Annotated in this window: 16 protein-coding genes; 2 read left to right on the forward strand and 14 right to left on the reverse strand. The window is 56.9% G+C overall.

Annotated features, from left to right (window positions below; translation table 11 throughout):
- Positions 1–25: 25 nt before the first annotated feature.
- The 6 genes from hisS to ndk form a co-directional block, all read right to left on the reverse strand.
- A complete protein-coding gene (gene hisS / locus ACCW71_RS13510; RefSeq protein WP_436372127.1) occupies positions 26–1,300 on the reverse strand; it encodes a histidine--tRNA ligase in 1,275 nt (424 codons plus the stop codon).
- A 105-nt stretch (positions 1,301–1,405) separates the two neighbouring features.
- A complete protein-coding gene (gene ispG / locus ACCW71_RS13515; protein WP_436372129.1) occupies positions 1,406–2,527 on the reverse strand; it encodes a flavodoxin-dependent (E)-4-hydroxy-3-methylbut-2-enyl-diphosphate synthase in 1,122 nt (373 codons plus the stop codon).
- A gap of 37 nt (positions 2,528–2,564) precedes the next feature.
- Complete coding sequence (gene rodZ, locus ACCW71_RS13520; RefSeq protein ID WP_436372131.1) at positions 2,565–3,581, reverse strand: cytoskeleton protein RodZ; 1,017 nt, start codon at positions 3,579–3,581, stop codon at positions 2,565–2,567.
- Positions 3,571–4,305: a type IV pilus biogenesis/stability protein PilW gene (gene pilW / locus ACCW71_RS13525; protein WP_436372133.1), complete on the reverse strand. Its 735-nt coding sequence runs from the start codon at positions 4,303–4,305 to the stop codon at positions 3,571–3,573. Before pilW ends, rodZ begins: the two co-directional genes overlap by 11 nt.
- Positions 4,306–4,385: 80 nt before the next feature.
- Positions 4,386–5,555: a bifunctional tRNA (adenosine(37)-C2)-methyltransferase TrmG/ribosomal RNA large subunit methyltransferase RlmN gene (locus tag ACCW71_RS13530; RefSeq protein ID WP_436372135.1), complete on the reverse strand. Its 1,170-nt coding sequence runs from the start codon at positions 5,553–5,555 to the stop codon at positions 4,386–4,388.
- 186 nt (positions 5,556–5,741) lie between these two features.
- A complete protein-coding gene (ndk, locus tag ACCW71_RS13535) occupies positions 5,742–6,173 on the reverse strand; it encodes a nucleoside-diphosphate kinase (RefSeq protein ID WP_003848684.1) in 432 nt (143 codons plus the stop codon).
- A gap of 389 nt (positions 6,174–6,562) precedes the next feature.
- Here ndk and sseA point away from each other — a divergent pair, with 389 nt between their 5' ends.
- The gene (sseA, locus tag ACCW71_RS13540) at positions 6,563–7,405 is read left to right on the forward strand and encodes a 3-mercaptopyruvate sulfurtransferase (protein ID WP_436372138.1); all 843 of its coding nucleotides are present in this window, start codon (positions 6,563–6,565) and stop codon (positions 7,403–7,405) included.
- Between the two features lie 41 nt (positions 7,406–7,446).
- Here the strand turns inward: sseA and sseB are convergent, their stop codons facing one another.
- From sseB to trmJ, 5 genes are all read right to left on the reverse strand, one after another.
- Positions 7,447–8,211 (reverse strand): enhanced serine sensitivity protein SseB, encoded by a 765-nt coding sequence (sseB, locus tag ACCW71_RS13545; RefSeq protein ID WP_436372140.1) that lies wholly within the window; start codon positions 8,209–8,211, stop codon positions 7,447–7,449.
- A 46-nt stretch (positions 8,212–8,257) separates the two neighbouring features.
- Positions 8,258–9,544 (reverse strand): aminopeptidase PepB, encoded by a 1,287-nt coding sequence (pepB, locus tag ACCW71_RS13550; RefSeq protein ID WP_436372142.1) that lies wholly within the window; start codon positions 9,542–9,544, stop codon positions 8,258–8,260.
- Between the two features lie 163 nt (positions 9,545–9,707).
- On the reverse strand, positions 9,708–10,868 hold the full coding sequence (locus tag ACCW71_RS13555) for an IscS subfamily cysteine desulfurase (protein WP_436372143.1): 1,161 nt from the start codon (positions 10,866–10,868) through the stop codon (positions 9,708–9,710).
- Positions 10,869–10,957: 89 nt separating this feature from the next.
- Positions 10,958–11,455: a Fe-S cluster assembly transcriptional regulator IscR gene (gene iscR, locus ACCW71_RS13560; RefSeq protein WP_436372145.1), complete on the reverse strand. Its 498-nt coding sequence runs from the start codon at positions 11,453–11,455 to the stop codon at positions 10,958–10,960.
- A gap of 130 nt (positions 11,456–11,585) precedes the next feature.
- Positions 11,586–12,338, reverse strand: coding sequence for a tRNA (cytosine(32)/uridine(32)-2'-O)-methyltransferase TrmJ (gene trmJ, locus ACCW71_RS13565; protein WP_436372146.1), 753 nt, complete (start codon positions 12,336–12,338; stop codon positions 11,586–11,588).
- Positions 12,339–12,470: 132 nt separating this feature from the next.
- Here trmJ and suhB point away from each other — a divergent pair, with 132 nt between their 5' ends.
- A complete protein-coding gene (gene suhB / locus ACCW71_RS13570) occupies positions 12,471–13,274 on the forward strand; it encodes an inositol-1-monophosphatase (protein WP_436372148.1) in 804 nt (267 codons plus the stop codon).
- A 63-nt stretch (positions 13,275–13,337) separates the two neighbouring features.
- Here suhB and ACCW71_RS13575 read toward each other — a convergent pair whose 3' ends face one another.
- The 3 genes from ACCW71_RS13575 to ACCW71_RS13585 all read right to left on the reverse strand — a co-directional run bounded on the left by ACCW71_RS13575 (position 13,338) and on the right by ACCW71_RS13585 (position 16,159).
- On the reverse strand, positions 13,338–14,351 hold the full coding sequence (locus ACCW71_RS13575; RefSeq protein ID WP_436372149.1) for a TIGR04086 family membrane protein: 1,014 nt from the start codon (positions 14,349–14,351) through the stop codon (positions 13,338–13,340).
- 204 nt (positions 14,352–14,555) lie between these two features.
- Entirely contained in the window at positions 14,556–15,542 is a 987-nt protein-coding gene (locus tag ACCW71_RS13580) for a nickel/cobalt transporter (RefSeq protein ID WP_436372151.1), read from the reverse strand.
- Entirely contained in the window at positions 15,533–16,159 is a 627-nt protein-coding gene (locus ACCW71_RS13585; RefSeq protein WP_436372153.1) for a DUF1007 family protein, read from the reverse strand. The genes ACCW71_RS13580 and ACCW71_RS13585 overlap by 10 nt, the downstream gene beginning before the upstream one ends.
- Positions 16,160–16,162: the final 3 nt, after the last annotated feature.

Consider the following 16,162-nt stretch of genomic DNA (forward strand, 5'->3'; position numbering starts at 1 on the left):
TTCTATGGTTGGTGCTGTGCCACGCTTACTGTAACAGCGTGCGTAATACAGCAGCAGCCTCTGCCTGATCCCGCGTTTGCTGCTCGCCACGGCGCAGATCTTTAATCACGACCTGACCGGCTTTCACCTCATCCTCGCCCAACACCAGCGCGACGCGAGCGCCCCACTTGTCAGCACGGGCAAACTGTTTTTTGAAGTTGCCGCCACCAAAGTTGGTCATCAACCTCAGTTCAGGCGCTTCATCACGCAGTTTTTCGGCCAGCTGCATCGCAGCAGACTGCACGCCCTGACCTGAAGCGATAACATAGACATCCACATTGCTCGTCGGTTCAAATTCAGGATTAACCGCCTGAACCAGCAGCACCAGACGCTCCATGCCCATCGCGAAGCCGACGGCGGGCGTTGCGCGTCCACCGAGCTGCTCGACCAGACCATCGTAGCGACCGCCACCGCATACCGTGCCCTGTGAACCCAGGCTGTCGGTGACCCACTCAATCACGGTGCGATTGTAGTAGTCGAGGCCGCGCACCAGACGCTGATTGACGGTGTAGCCAATCCCGGCGTCATCCAGCAGGGCACAGAGGCCGCTGAAATGTTCGCGTGACTCCTCATCCAGATAGTCGCCAAGCTGTGGCGCATCATTCAGCAGCTGCTGAACATCGGGATTTTTGCTGTCGAGCACGCGCATCGGGTTGCTGTACATGCGGCGTTTGCAATCCTCATCCAGCACCTCTTTGTGCTGCTCAAGGAATGCCACCAGCGCATCACGATAGTGGGCGCGCGCTTCCAGAGAACCGATAGAGTTAAGTTCAAGGCGAACGTGATCGGCGATGCCCAGCGCTTTCCACCAGCGCGCGTTCAGCATGATCAATTCCGCGTCGATGTCCGGTCCCTGCAAACCAAACACTTCGACGCCCATCTGGTAAAACTGGCGGTAGCGCCCTTTCTGCGGACGCTCATAGCGGAACATCGGCCCCATGTACCACAGACGCTGTTCCTGATTGTAGAGCAAACCATGTTCGATACCGGCGCGCACACAGCCTGCGGTCCCTTCCGGGCGCAGCGTCAGGCTTTCGCCATTGCGGTCTTCAAAGGTGTACATCTCTTTTTCAACCACATCGGTGACTTCCCCGATGGCACGTTTGAACAGAGGGGTTTGCTCCACCACCGGTAAGCGAATTTCGCTGTAACCGTAGCTCGCCAGCGTCTGCTTGAGAACGCCTTCAATCCGTTGCCAGATGGCGGTATCCGCAGGCAGGTAATCGTTCATCCCGCGAATCGCCTGAATATTCTTCGCCACGTTAGAATCTCTTAATGCAAAAAAACCTGTCCGGCATCATACCTTATGAGGATGAAACCGCACAGGTTCAGTCAAAAAAGTCACGCACGCAGGCCGCGTACGCCATTATTTTTCCAGATGCTGCACATCAATGCGGCGGGAGGCGTCCAGCATCGACGCTTTGGCACGAATACGCGCTTCCAGCTGGTCGATCATGTCATCATTGTCGAGACGATCGCGCTGACGCACGCCATCTTCGTAGAAGCCACTCTTCTTGCTGCCGCCGGTGACGCCCAGCGTAGAGAGGGTCGCTTCGCCCGGACCGTTGACCACACAACCGATGATTGAAACATCCATCGGGGTGATCAGATCTTCCAGCCGCTGCTCCAGCGCGTTGACGGTGCCGATAACGTCAAACTCCTGACGTGAGCAGGTTGGACAGGCGATAAAGTTGATGCCGCGCGAACGGATGCGCAGTGACTTAAGAATATCGAAACCGACTTTCACCTCTTCAACCGGATCGGCCGCCAGCGAAATACGCAGCGTGTCACCAATCCCTTCGGAGAGCAGCAAACCCAGCCCGATGGCTGACTTCACTGCGCCAGCCCGCGCGCCGCCCGCTTCGGTAATCCCCAGGTGCAGCGGCTGATCGATCTGCTTCGCCAGCAGACGATAAGATTCCACTGCCAGGAAGACGTCGGAGGCTTTTACGCTGACTTTGAACTGATCGAAGTTGAGGCGATCGAGATGATCGACATGGCGCATGGCCGATTCCAGCAGCGCCTGCGGCGTCGGCTCGCCATACTTTTCCTGCAAATCTTTTTCCAGCGAACCGGCGTTGACGCCAATCCGAATCGGAATGTTTTTGTCGCGAGCGCAGTCCACCACCATGCGGATACGCTCATTGTTGCCGATGTTACCGGGATTGATGCGCAGGCAGTCTACGCCATACTCAGCGACCTTGAGGGCGATGCGGTAATCAAAATGAATATCGGCAACCAGCGGCACGTTCACCTGCTGCTTGATCAGCTTAAACGCTTCGGCGGCGTCCATCGTCGGCACTGAGACGCGGACAATATCAACACCGACTCGCTCAAGGGCTTTGATCTGATTGACCGTTGCCTCAACGTCAGTGGTGCGGGTGTTCGTCATCGACTGAACGGCGATTGGCGCGCCGTCACCGACCGGCACCTTGCCGACGTAAATGCGTCTGGATTTACGACGGATAATGGGTGCTTCGTTATGCATATTTTCTCTCCACAATTGCCCGGTACGCGATACGCCGTTATTGCGCACCCAACGTCAGGCGAGCAACCTGGTTATTACGGATAAAACGACTCAAATCAACGGGCTGATTCTGATATTGCACCTGAACGGCGGATGGTGCGCCAATTTTCAGACGATACGGAGCCGTTCCGGCCAGACTGAGTTTACCACCGCTGCGCTGTGTGCCACTGAACAGTTTTTTGCCGGTGGCATCGCTCACTTCCAGCCAGCAGTCGGCGGTGAAGGTCATCACCACCGCGTTTGGATCGGCTGCGGGTTCGCTGACTGCGGCCGCACCCACCGGCATCTGCGGTGCGGTGCTGCTGTTGCTGTTAGTGGCCGCAGGTGCCGCGGCGGTGTTATCCACCGGCGCCTGGCTCGGCGAAACTACCGCGCTGTTGCCATTATCAGCCTGAGCGCTGCTGGCGCTGTTAGTGGTGCTGGCAGAGGGCGCTGCGCTGGCTGGCGCAGTGGCCGCGCTGTTGTCGCTGGTCGCGCTGTTGCTTTCGTCCGGTGCGGCTGGCGCCGGGCTGTCGCCGCTGTTGTCGCCCAGCGGAATGGACTGACTGTTATCGCTACTGGCGCCGTTCTGATCGCTCACTGACACCAGATCATCCTGCGAGGCTTTATGATTCTGCCACCACCAGGCACCGGTCAGCCCCACCACCACAAACAGCACCAGCCAGGTGAAAATCATCAACCAGCCGTCGCGTTTTTTGCGGCGTTTGCCGAGAGAGAAGCTCTGCATCGGTTCGATCTTCGCCGCCCGCACCGGCGTCTGCTTCGCCATCATCGGCAGCAGTTCCTCTTCAGGAATATGCACCAGACGCGCGTAGGAACGGATATAGCCGCGCAGGAATGTCGAAGCCAGATCGGCAGGCGATTTGTCTTCCTCAATATCACGCACGGTAGAGAGTTTCAGACACAGGCGTTCAGCGACGTTCTGCTGCGTCAGCCCCATCTGCTCACGGGCCAGACGCAGGCGTGCACCTGTTGAATGTACTGCAGAATTTTCTTGAGTGGCTTCAGTATTCATTAGCTAAATAACGCTGGTACTGTATCGATTGCGGAAAACGTCGCGCTAACTGGTCGCCATAACGTGAAACGTCTGCGGCATTTCCCTGTAGCGCGGCGAAACGTAAGTGTAACGCCAGACTGCGTGCCGTTTCGGGCAACTGTTGCTGGTAAACGTCGAGCAAGATCTGCACATTCGTCAGATGATTATCTGCCATCTGCTTTTCAGCTTCCGCCAGCAGCGCGTCAGCTTTGCGCCTGTCTGCCTCAAGGGCCTGACGTAGTGACCTGCGGGCTGCGGCAACATCCCCAGCCTGTAGATAACAAAATCCCGCCAGTTCAAGCGCGTCGTTGCGTGCATCAGACTGCCCTGCTTCTCTTGCCCGACTAAACTGTTGATGCGCTTCGTCATACTGCCTTAAAGCGCAAAGAAACGCACCGTAATTGTTAGCAACAAAACCATTCTCCGGCGCCTGCCGCTGCGCCAGTTTAAACCGTACCTGAGCCGCGGCCTGATTCCCCTGCTTCTGCGCCAGTCGCGCCAGGGCCAGCGAGACCCGGTAATCATCCGGCGCCGCCGCCTGCGCACGCAGGAAATTGCGCTCCGCGGCGGTGTAGTCGCCGCTGGCCAGATAGTGCATTCCTAACTGTAAACGCACCTCTTCAGCACCAGGCTGAACAGGCTGGCTGACACACCCGCTTACAACAAACAGGGCCAGCAGCAGAGCAGGTAATCCATTACGCATAATCGTTTCCATCCGGTTGACGTGAGCAGCAGGCAGCCTGCCACGCCTCACACTTTCAGGAAACGTTATCTGTCAGCCTTTCAGAGAGCCTTCACAGATATGGCTTCACCCGCCATTTTTTTGCGCATTGTACGTTTGGTACGATCTATGACTTCCCCGGCTAACTGACCGCAGGCGGCGTCAATATCGTCGCCACGGGTTTTACGCACGATGGTGGTAAAACCGTAGTCCATCAGCACCTTAGAGAAACGATCGATGCGGCTGTTGGAGCTGCGGCCATAAGGTGCGCCCGGGAAGGGGTTCCAGGGGATCAGGTTGATTTTACACGGCGTTTCTTTCAGTAATGCGGCAAGTTCATGCGCATCATCTGTGCTGTCGTTAACGTGATCCAGCAACACGTACTCAATCGTTACCCGTCCCTGATTCGCATTGGATTTACCAATGTAGCGTTTCACCGCCGCCAGGAAGGTTTCGATATTGTACTTTTTGTTGATCGGCACGATGTCGTCACGCAGCTTGTCGTTAGGCGCATGCAGTGAAATCGCCAGCGCCACGTCAATCATATCGCCCAGTTTATCCAGCGCTGGCACCACGCCAGAGGTGGAGAGGGTCACGCGACGTTTCGACAAACCAAAACCGAAGTCATCCAGCATGATCTCCATCGCCGGAACCACATTGTTCAGGTTGAGCAGCGGCTCACCCATGCCCATCATCACCACGTTGGTGATGGGACGCTGGCCGGTAATTTTGGCTGCGCCGACAATTTTCGCCGCACGCCAGACCTGACCAATAATTTCCGACACCCGCAGGTTACGGTTAAAGCCCTGCTGGGCAGTCGAACAGAATTTACACTCCAGCGCGCAGCCCACCTGTGACGAGACACAGAGCGTGGCGCGGTCGCCTTCGGGGATATAGACCGTCTCTACCAGCTGATCGCCGACGCGAATCGCCCATTTGATGGTGCCATCGGTGGAGCGCATCTCCTCCGCCACTTCTGGCGCGCGAATCTCAGTCAGCTCCATCAAGCGGGTACGCAGCTTTTTGTTGATGTCGGTCATCTGCTCGAAGTCATCGCAGCAGTAGTGATAGATCCACTTCATCACCTGATCGGCACGGAAAGGCTTCTCACCCAGCGACTGAAAGAATTCACGCATCTGCTGACGGTTGAGATCCAGCAGGTTAATTTTCTGGCTTTTGGGGGAAACGACAATAGGGGATGCGGACGCGGACGTCACAATCTGTTCGGACATAATATTCTCTGGCCTCGTTGTTACACGTTATGGCGCGGTTCAGGGATAGGTGAAAAAATTGCGCCCTCATTAAGCGGAGTCAATGAAGGCGCAATATTGTACAACATCTGCGGCCTGATAACAGGCGGGAGTGACCTCCCCTACGCAGATTTTTGTAAAGCCGACCGACAGTTTATCGCGAAGCGATTAACGGGTGCGCGGGCAGATTTCGTTTTCGCCGAAGAAATATGCGATTTCGCGGGCAGCAGATTCAGCAGAATCGGAACCGTGCGTGGCGTTCTCGGTGAAGCTGTCAGCGTAGTCAGCACGCAGGGTGCCAGCCAGAGCGTTTGCCGGGTTAGTGGCGCCCATCAGATCACGGTGACGCTGAACGGCATTTTCGCCTTCCAGCACGGAAACAACAACCGGGCCAGAGGTCATGAATTCAACCAGACCATCAAAGAATGGCTTGCCCTGGTGCTCAGCATAAAAACCTTCAGCCTGCTCTTTGCTAAGCTGTAACATTTTTGCGCCAACGATTTTGAAGCCTGCGCTTTCAAAACGGTTGTAGATAGCACCGATCACGTTTTTAGCGACGGCGTTTGGCTTGATGATAGAAAAAGTACGTTCGATTGCCATGATGTCCTCTGTCTTGACGTCCTGAATAAACCGGAGGCGCACGCCCCCGGCTAAGAAACGGCGCCGATTATAGGGGTTGAGTCTGGCATTGCCTACCAGAGATCCCTGATTTATTGAAAATTCTTGATCTGAGTCGGAGCAGAGCCGGAACAGTTATGATTTAGCCTGAAAAAGCGTCAGCCGCGGCTGAAGGTGACGGTGGCAAGCGCGCCCTGCTCTGGGGCGGCGGCCAGGGTTGCAGCGACCATGACCAGCAGCGAGCTCCTCATCAGCATGCTGAACAGCCGTCCGGGTTTTCATCTCAATGCTCGCATTTAAGCAACGCTTCTCTTGAGATGGTGCGCACATTCCCCGACACTGGCATGACAGAATGCTGAGATGAGGTTGTTATGACGACGCCACTATTTGTGTCCGCCGACTGGCTACAGGAACATTACGACGATGCAGGGCTCCAGGTGCTGGATGCCCGCATGCTACCGCCGGGTATGGAAGCGGTTCGCGATATTCAGGCTGAATACCGGGCGGGCCATCTGCCCGACGCCCCGTTTTTCAATATTGAAGCCCTTTCCGACCACACCAGCCCTTATCCCCATATGCTGCCACGCGCCGAGAGTTTTGCCGTCGCGATGCGGGAACTGGGTGTCAGCAGTGATAAGCATCTGATTGTTTATGACGAGGGCAATCTCTTTTCCGCCCCGCGCGCCTGGTGGATGCTGAACACCTTTGGGGTGGCGCAGGTGTCGATTCTGGCGGGCGGCTTACAGGGCTGGAAAGAGGCGGGCCTGCCGCTGGCAACCGGCGAGGTCACGCTGCCAGAGGGTGAGTTTGAGGCGCACGCCGATGAGAGCCGGGTAAAACGCCTGACCGATGTGCTGCTGATCAGCCATGAAGGCGGCGCACAGATTGTTGACGCGCGGGCCGCTAATCGCTTTAACGCGGAAGTGGATGAGCCGCGTCCCGGTCTGCATCGCGGACATATACCCAACAGCCTGAACCTGCCGTGGAATACGCTGACAGAGCAGGGAAAGCTGAAGCCGGAAGCGGAACTGCGCCAGCTGTTTGCCGCGGCGGGGGTGGATGTCACTCAACCGGTGGTCGCCAGTTGTGGATCGGGCGTGACCGCGGTGGTGGTGATTCTGGCGCTGACCGCGCTGGGTGCGCGGGATGTCACGCTCTATGACGGCTCCTGGGGCGAATGGGGCAGTCGCGACGACTTACCGATTGCGAAGTAAAAAAACAGGCGGCCCATGAGCCGCCTGTTTACTTTGCTGTCTCAGATAATCCGCTCACTGCCTTTGAAATCGCGCAGGAAACTGCCCCAGCGACGCTCATAGAAGGGGGGGATGTGCGCGGTAAAGAAGTGGCTGATGCCGCGATCTTCCGCCGTGACTTCACAGATGTCGACAGGCGCATCGTCCGGCAGCGTATCGGTCGCCACGCTGCCCGCCGCCTGAATAATCGCTTCGATGTCGCTGTCCGCTTCAATGCCAATCAGCAGGTTGGACGCTTCATCGGCCCGTTCACGAATCGTGGCGATAAAGGCGCGACGTACCTGCTTATGCTTGCTGAACAGCTGAGTCAGCGAGTCAATCATCTGGGCTGGCGGTTCGGCCAGCTCCGACAGCAGCAGCGACTGCCCGCCTTCCAGCACGGTTTGCTGGCTCAGCGCACTGCCCTGCTCCGCCAGCAGATGAGTAATCTCTGCCGCGGTGAACTCTTTGCCGGAAGGCAATTTAGGATTCAGGAACAGCGTCTCACCGCGCGTAATCTCAAACAGCGTCCGTACCGGCAGACGCAGCCAGGACTGCTCACCGCTGACCGCTTCGCTCATCGCCTCTTCTGACGTGAAAAAAGGGATGACGCTGCTGCCATCCTCTTTCTCCCAGTGCTGGAGATCCACCGGCGTGGCGGCATCGAGCTGTGGCAGAGTGCTCTCGCCCGGCACCCAGACATCTGACTCCAGCAGCAGCTGAAAAAATTCGGGCCGATGTGCTGGCTCGGTAGCAGCCAGCTTCAGCACCTCTTCAAGACGGTTCATAGTTACCCTCTGAAAAGCGGCGGCCTGCGCCACCGCTGATTCACACTTATTTCAGTAACAGATTTGCGATAGTGCGCACGCCCAGCCCTGTCGCCCCTGCCGCCCACTGATCGACCGCGCCTTTGCGATAGGTCGCTGAGCAGTCGATGTGCAGCCAGCCCTGCTGATAGTTGCTGACGAAGTAAGAGAGAAACGCCGCCGCACTGCTGGCACCCGCCGCGTGGGAGGGGCTGGCGATGTTGTTGAGATCGGCGAAGTTCGACGGCAGATGGCTGCGGTGGAATTCCGCCAGCGGCAGACGCCAGAAAGGTTCGTTCTCACTCACCGCGCTGCCCATCAGCGTCTGCGCCAGCACCTCATCAAAGGTGAACAGCGCATGGTAGTCATTGCCCAGCGCGGTTTTGGCCGCGCCGGTCAGGGTGGCGGCATCAATCAGCAGCGTCGGCTGCTGCTCGCTGGCGTCGATCAGGCCATCGGCCAGCACCAGGCGGCCTTCCGCGTCGGTGTTCATCACTTCCACGGTTTTACCGTTGCGATAGCGAATAATGTCACCCAGTTTAAAGGCGTTGCTGCTGACCATGTTATCCGCGCAGCAGAGATAGAGTTTGACGCGCTTATTAAGACCGCGTGAAATCGCCATCGCCAGCGCACCGGTGACGGTAGCCGCCCCGCCCATATCGGACTTCATCGAGTCCATGAAGCTGCTCTGCTTCAGGCTGTAGCCGCCGGTATCGAAGGTGATCCCTTTACCCACCAGACAGGCGTAGACCGGCGCGCTGTCGTCACCGGTCGGGTTGTAATCCAGCGCCAGCAGCACCGGCGGACGACTGGAACCGCGTCCGACGGTATGCAGGCCCATATAGCCCTGCTCCCGCAGATCGTCGCCTTTGGTGATGCGATAGCTGACGGCGCTGCCGCCCACTTCACTGATCAGATCGATGGCGGTATGCGCCAGTTGCTCCGGCCCCAGATCGTCCGCGGGCAGGTTAATCACGTTACGCACCCAGTCGATAATCTTCAGACGACGATCGAACTCCGCCTGCTCATGGTCGCCCAGCGCCGGCCACTCAACCTTGCGCTGGCCTTTCGGCCCCCGGAAGCCCTGCCAGAAGGCCCAGCACTGCTCCAGATGCCAGCCTTCGCCGGTCAGTGCCACATGGCGGATGCCCTGGCTGTCGATTTTGTGCGCCGCACGCTGAATGGTGTTCAGCGGGTCCGCGCCGGTCAGATGCAGCGTCATGCCGCTGTCGTTGCTGCTGAGAATGGCTTTGTCGCCCCAGCGCGCATCGGCGGGCTGGCTGCTAAGCGTAATGTTCATTGGTTGTGTGGTCATCACAAAGCTCCATAGACGTTATTCGTTTCATCCAGCCTGATTGTTATAGCGGATTTAATAGAATGTTAAATGTAATGCAACGAGAGACCTGATAACAGATTCTGCCGGGGGATGCCAGTCCGGTGCGAACGCTGGCGCAGTTTCAGAATATCACCGGCGGCGATCAGGAGTTCATCAGCGCCCGCAGACGGGTCACCGACTTCTGCACCAGCGCGATGGCATAGTCGATCTCCTCCTCCGTGGTGAAGCGTCCCAGCGAGAAGCGTAGCGAACTGTGCGCCAGCTCTTCGCTCACTCCCAGCGCGCGCAGCACATAAGAGGGCTCCAGGCTGGCCGAGGTGCAGGCGGAACCGGAAGAGAGTGCCAGATCTTTCAGCGCCATAATCAGCGATTCGCCCTCAACCTCAGCGAAACTGAGGTTAACAATGTTGGGCGCACCCTGTTGCAGATCGCCATTCAGCGTCACGCCCGGCAGGCTGCTGATGCCCTGCCACAGGCGGTCGCGCAGACGTTGCAGACGCGCCATCTCGGTTTCACGCTCTTCGGCGGCGATACGAAAGGCTTCGCCCATGCCGACAATCTGATGCACCGGCAGCGTCCCGGAGCGCATACCGCGCTCATGACCGCCACCGTGGATCTGCGCGGCGATCTGCACGCGCGGCTTACGACGCACATAGAGTGCGCCGATCCCCTTCGGACCATAGAGTTTATGGGCAGAGAATGACATCAGGTCGACCGGTAACTGGCTGAGATCGATCGGCAGTTTGCCCACGCTCTGGGTGGCATCGACATGAAACAGAATGCCGCGCTCGCGGCACAGCTCACCAAAAGCGGCAATATCCTGAATCACACCGGTTTCATTGTTGACCTGCATCAGCGTCACCAGAATGGTGTCGTCGCGCAGCGCCGCTCGCAGCTGGTCGGGCGAGATAATACCGTTGGCCGCCGGAGTCAGATAGGTCACAGCAAAGCCTTCGCGCTCCAGTTGCTGGCAACTGTCGAGCACCGCTTTGTGTTCAGTCTGGCTGGTGATGATATGTCTGCCGCGCGCCTGGTGGGCATGGGCAGCGCCTTTAATGGCAAGATTGTCAGATTCGGTGGCGCCAGAGGTAAAGATGATCTCACGCGGATCGGCATTCACCAGTTCGGCGATCTGATTACGTGCCACATCGACCGCTTCTTCTGCCTGCCAGCCAAAACGGTGCGATCGCGAGGCCGGATTACCAAACGTGCCATCCAGCGTCAGAAACTGCATCATTTTGCTGGCCACACGCGGATCGGCCGGCGTGGTGGCGGCGTAATCCAGGTAAATCGGTAATTTCATTGCGCTACAGCTCCGTATAGAAAATCATACGTCTTTATAGCAGATTCGGCCCTGACCGCGTTAGCAGTAAGGGCCGCAACGGCGGGGGATCAGGAGGCGCGTTGGTTAACGTTAATTTCCTGCGAGCGCGGGCTCTGGAAGCGACGATTATCAATCGCATTCTGACGATCGGCCACGTCGAGGATCTCCTGATTATTCACCAGCTCAGCCAGCGTAATATTGTTCAGGAACTCGCTGATACGCACGCTGAGGTCGCGCCACAGCACGTGGGTCAGGCAGCGTTCGCCGCCCTGACAGCCCTCTTTGCCCTGGCATTTGGTGGCATCCACCGACTCATCAACGGCGGTGATCACCTCACCGACCGAGATGGTGTCTGACGCTTTGCCTAACAGATAACCGCCGCCCGGACCGCGTACGCTGGAAACCAGGCCATTTTTACGCAACCGGGAGAAGAGCTGCTCCAGATACGACAGCGAAATGCCCTGACGCTCAGAAATATCCGCCAGCGGGACCGGACCTTCATGGGAGTGAAGGGCAACGTCCAGCATAGCAGTTACGGCATAACGTCCTTTGGATGTCAGTCTCATAGCGTACGACCTCAATAGCGTCCGGTTATCGGAGGATTAGCAACAGATAACCGCAAGTCTGACATTCCCGAGTAAATTGGTCAACTATTTAACCTGGTAAAACAGTCAACTATTTAACCTGGTAATTTACTCAACTATTATCCGCTTCTTTTTTCTCGTTTTTACGCTTCTCAAACGAGGAGAGCATACCGCGCAGAATGTTCAGCTCATCCCGTTCCGGGCGTGCGCGGGTATAGAGACGACGCAGTTTGCTCATCACCTGGCCAGGATTGGCTTCACGGATAAAGCCGCTGTTCAGCATCATCTGTTCCATATGCTGATAGAAACGCTCCAGATCATCCACCAGCGGATAAGGTGATTCTTCATACTGTGGCGACGGGCTGGCCTGTTCCTGCGCCTGCAACCAGGCCATGCGCACTTCATAGGCGATAATCTGCACCGCCATCGCCAGGTTCAGCGAGCTGTATTCCGGGTTGGCCTGAATCGCCACGTGATAGTGGCACTTCTGCAACTCTTCATTGGTCAGTCCGACGCGCTCACGGCCAAATACCAGCGCCACCGGTGCCTGCTGGCCCTCCTCCACGCTTTTCACGCCGCATTCACGCGCGTCCAGCATCGGCCACGGCAGCGAGCGGGACCGGGCACTGGTGCCAACCACCAGGCTACAACCGGCAATCGCCTCATCCAGGGTGTCGACGATACGGGCATCCCCGATGACATCACTGGCCCCGGCCGCCAGCGAGATCGCCTGGGAGTCAGGTTTTACCAGCGGGTTGACCAGATAGAGGTTGGTTAAGCCCATGGTTTTCATGGCGCGCGCAACGGAGCCCATGTTGCCGGTGTGAGAGGTCTCGACCAGCACGATACGAATATTTTGCAACATTATTGAGGATACTCAGAAACGGGTCAGTAAAATCAGTAGAGAGAATCCTAACATAAAGCAGGACATTTACCGAACAGACTGCTATACTCCGCGCCGTTTTCCCCGTTCTTTAACATCCAGCGAGAGATACCGATGCATCCAATGCTCAACATTGCCGTGCGCGCAGCGCGCAAGGCCGGAAATTTAATTGCCAAGTATTATGAAACCCCGGACGCCGTCGAAGCCAGCCAGAAAGGCAGCAACGACTTCGTAACCAATGTTGACCGCGAAGCAGAACGCCTGATTATCGAAATCATTCGTAAATCTTACCCGAAACATACCATCATCACTGAAGAAAGCGGTGAGCTGGCGGGCGAAGATCAGGACGTTCAATGGGTTATCGATCCGCTGGATGGCACCACCAACTTCATCAAACGTTTACCCCACTTTGCTGTCTCTATCGCCGTGCGCATCAAAGGCCGCACAGAAGTCGCGGTGGTTTACGATCCGATGCGTAACGAACTGTTCAGTTCATCACGCGGCCAGGGCGCTCAGCTCAATGGCTATCGCCTGCGTGGCAGCATTGCCCGCGATCTGGATGGCACCATTCTGGCCACCGGCTTCCCGTTCAAAATGAAGCAGCATGCGCCGGCTTACATGAACATCATGACCAAACTCTTTACCCAGTGTGCTGACTTCCGCCGCACCGGTTCGGCTGCGCTGGATCTGGCCTATGTGGCCGCTGGCCGCGTGGATGGCTATTTTGAGATTGGCCTGAAGCCGTGGGATTTTGCCGCGGGTGAACTGCTGGTGCGTGAAGCGGGCGGTCTGGTCACTGACTTCACCGGAAACCACGGCTACCTGCTCTCCGGTAATCTGGTTGCCGGTAATCCGCGCGTGGTGAAAGCGATGCTCTCAACCATGCGTGATGAGCTGAGCGAAGCGTTAAAACGCTAAGTTTCAGCACAGAAAAAGGCGGCTTCTCAGCCGCCTTTTTTATTGCCTGTCGTTCAGTAACGATTAACGACGTTCGTGTGCCAGCACCTGACGAGGCTGAGTACGACGACCGACCATACCCATCACACCTGCCAGTACGGCTTCGATGATCAGCAGAATCAGGGCATACCAGCTGGCTTTCGCAGTGGCAGCGGCGGCTTTTTCACCCGCTTCACGCGCTTTCTGTTCTGCCTGCTGTTTCAGTTCCTGATACTTCTGAACCGCCTGCTGATAGCTCTGCTCGGTTTGCGCGACAATCTGATCCACTTCCTGATCGCTTTTACCGGTACGCGCTTTGATGATATTTTTCAATGCGTCACGATCGGCGGCCTGTAATGTATCGGAATGACGATCCATCACACCTTTTAGCCAGTTAGCCAGATCGGTATCGGCAGTTTGCGGATGATTCGCAGTGTTGTTAGCCTGGTTTTCTGCATTCTGCGCTTCTTTATTCGCATCCTGCTTTAAATTCTCTGGCTGTAATTCTGGCTTACCAGTCTGACGCAGTGTGGTTTCCAGTTCATTTTGCAGGTTATCTAAATTGATATTATTTTCCTGCAATTTATCTTTTGCCATTTGCGTCACCGATGGCGCAGCGGCGGAAATACCGCTACCTAACGCCTGGAAACCTGAACCGACAATATTCATCGCACCGCTCATTACGCTACTTGCCAGCGCAATCGCCAGGTAAATCGTGAAAATTGTGCTAAGGCCGAACATCAGTAAACCGTGCAGCGCGCCTTCACGCTGCGCCAGGCGACCCGCGACATAGCTACCTGCCGCCATCGCGACCAGCATTTCAATCGCGGTCCAGACCAGTGCGCCGGTGCCCAGGCCATCCAGCGGATTCTGTTCTTTCATCGGATCAATGGTGGTGGCACCAATGGCTGTTCCCAGCAGCGTCAGAATGATATGAACGATTAACGCACAGATAACACCGGCAAAGACCGCGCTCCATGAAATACGTTTTAACGGTAATCCTGCCGGCCCGGTTGCCAGCGTTTCGGTGTAGCCATTATTAATACGGGTATCAGCCATGAAATATACTCCTCGCAATAAACAGAAAGCGGCCTTGATCTTTTATCATCCCGACGGCGACATGCCGTTTTGGTATTAACAGCGTAGACAGGGAATAGTCATTTCTCCACTAAACTACCCAGAGAAAAAAATAAAGGGATGAATTCAGAGATAATTAGCGAGGTAAGAATAACAAGGGAAATTTTATTCCCGCTGCGTTTTTAGTCAGAAAGGCCGAATGCCGCCGCCCAGCGTGAACTGTGCCGACTGCCATAATGCGACCCCCACGACAATTAAAATCAGGCTGCCGGCTAATGCCACTATTGGCAGTAACAGCCGGGTGATCCCCGGCGTGGACCGTGGCTGCGCCAGCTGCCGGGCGACCGCGCGCGCCCGCTGAACCAGCAGGCCAATCGCTGAGATGGTTAACGCCGTGCCCAGCGCCATCACCGCCGCGGAGAGCACACCCCAGCCGTAGACGCCAATCACTTTGGCAAACAGCAGCATCATTATCGCCCCGGAGCAGGGACGTAAACCCATCGACACCACCACCAGCAACTGGGTTTTAATATTCACATCACCGTTTATCTGCTGCGGAGTCGGAAGATGGGCATGTCCGCAGCCGCAATCTGCCGTGTGCTGATGCTGAGGATGAGGATGCAGCGCCCGGAAGGTGAGCCCCGGACGCGGACGCAGCGCCTGCCACAGCGCACGCAGCGCGCGGAAACCGATCACCACGCCCAGCCCGATCACCAGCAGATAACTGCCCTTCTCCAGCCAGAAACTGCTGAGATGCAGCTGGCGCGACGAGGTTTTCAGCAGTTGCAGCATCACCGTCACCAGCCCAATCGCCACCGAGCCCTGCAACAGCGAGGCGAGCAGCGTCAGTCTGATACTGGTTTTTACTCTGCTGGGATGGGTTGCCAGAAAGGTGGTGATCACCACTTTACCGTGGCCCGGACCGAGCGCATGCAGCACGCCATACAGCAGGCTGAACAGCACCAGCGACAGACCAGCCTGATGAGGCTGCTCCGCCACCTGCTGCAACAGCTGCGTCATCTGGCGGTGCAGATCTTTCTGCCACAGCACGCTCTGGAGCAGAATCTGCGACCAGTAGAGCCAGATCAGCAGCCCGCCGCTGACAAATAAGATTGCCAGCAGCCACAGGGGCCAGAGAGACGCGCGCCGTGCCGGGGCTGAAATTAGTGACATGTCAGGACCACCGTCTGCGCGAACTGACGACCTAAATCAAGCTCCTCCGCCGGTGCGTCAGCTTTGTCCAGCGACAGCGCATACTGCTTCAGCGAATCATTGGGCTTTGGCGTGTTGAGCGTAAACCGGCAACGCGCCTGCAACGCAGGCGGCAGCGTCAGAGCGCTGGCGTTGTCGTAGAACATATCGACGAAATAGGTCGGATCAAAGGTGAGGATCTCAAAACGCTGACCGGTCAGCACGGGCGGTTCCGCCAGCGGCAGAATGAACTCCAGCACCGCTTTGTGGCCGCTGCGTGAAAGGTTATATTCGGTTGGCAGATTCAAAAACTTTACCCGCTGTTGGTTGTGCCAGATTTCAGAAAAGTAGTGCTGGCCCAGCACGTTGGCCATCACGCCCGCCGCCAGCTTTTTCCACACCACGCTGCCCGGCTTCGCCTCCCCCGCGTCATACAGCAGATCGGCAGAGGTAATCTCATCCATGGTCCAGATCATCTTTAAACCGGTGAAGGTATCGCCCTGCGCCACCAGCTCGGTTTTCATATCAATAAAGCTGTGAGGATGCGCCAGCGCAGCCGGACTCAGCACCATCAGTAACAGAAAGCATGCGCGTTTCATAAT

It is taken from the genome of Pantoea sp. C2G6 (assembly GCF_051336815.1).
GTDB lineage: Bacteria > Pseudomonadota > Gammaproteobacteria > Enterobacterales > Enterobacteriaceae > Pantoea.

Excerpts from the sequence above, each read along its gene's own strand:
- ispG (WP_436372129.1), bottom strand. The coding sequence starts at position 2,527 with ATGCATAACGAAGCACCCATTATCCGTCGTAAATCCAGACGCATTTAC.
- rodZ (WP_436372131.1), bottom strand. The coding sequence starts at position 3,581 with ATGAATACTGAAGCCACTCAAGAAAATTCTGCAGTACATTCAACAGGT.
- pilW (WP_436372133.1), bottom strand. The coding sequence starts at position 4,305 with ATGCGTAATGGATTACCTGCTCTGCTGCTGGCCCTGTTTGTTGTAAGC.
- ACCW71_RS13530 (WP_436372135.1), bottom strand. The coding sequence starts at position 5,555 with ATGTCCGAACAGATTGTGACGTCCGCGTCCGCATCCCCTATTGTCGTT.
- ndk (WP_003848684.1), bottom strand. The coding sequence starts at position 6,173 with ATGGCAATCGAACGTACTTTTTCTATCATCAAGCCAAACGCCGTCGCT.
- sseA (WP_436372138.1), top strand. The coding sequence starts at position 6,563 with ATGACGACGCCACTATTTGTGTCCGCCGACTGGCTACAGGAACATTAC.
- sseB (WP_436372140.1), bottom strand. The coding sequence starts at position 8,211 with ATGAACCGTCTTGAAGAGGTGCTGAAGCTGGCTGCTACCGAGCCAGCA.
- pepB (WP_436372142.1), bottom strand. The coding sequence starts at position 9,544 with ATGACCACACAACCAATGAACATTACGCTTAGCAGCCAGCCCGCCGAT.
- ACCW71_RS13555 (WP_436372143.1), bottom strand. The coding sequence starts at position 10,868 with ATGAAATTACCGATTTACCTGGATTACGCCGCCACCACGCCGGCCGAT.
- iscR (WP_436372145.1), bottom strand. The coding sequence starts at position 11,455 with ATGAGACTGACATCCAAAGGACGTTATGCCGTAACTGCTATGCTGGAC.
- trmJ (WP_436372146.1), bottom strand. The coding sequence starts at position 12,338 with ATGTTGCAAAATATTCGTATCGTGCTGGTCGAGACCTCTCACACCGGC.
- suhB (WP_436372148.1), top strand. The coding sequence starts at position 12,471 with ATGCATCCAATGCTCAACATTGCCGTGCGCGCAGCGCGCAAGGCCGGA.
- ACCW71_RS13575 (WP_436372149.1), bottom strand. The coding sequence starts at position 14,351 with ATGGCTGATACCCGTATTAATAATGGCTACACCGAAACGCTGGCAACC.
- ACCW71_RS13580 (WP_436372151.1), bottom strand. The coding sequence starts at position 15,542 with ATGTCACTAATTTCAGCCCCGGCACGGCGCGCGTCTCTCTGGCCCCTG.
- ACCW71_RS13585 (WP_436372153.1), bottom strand. The coding sequence starts at position 16,159 with ATGAAACGCGCATGCTTTCTGTTACTGATGGTGCTGAGTCCGGCTGCG.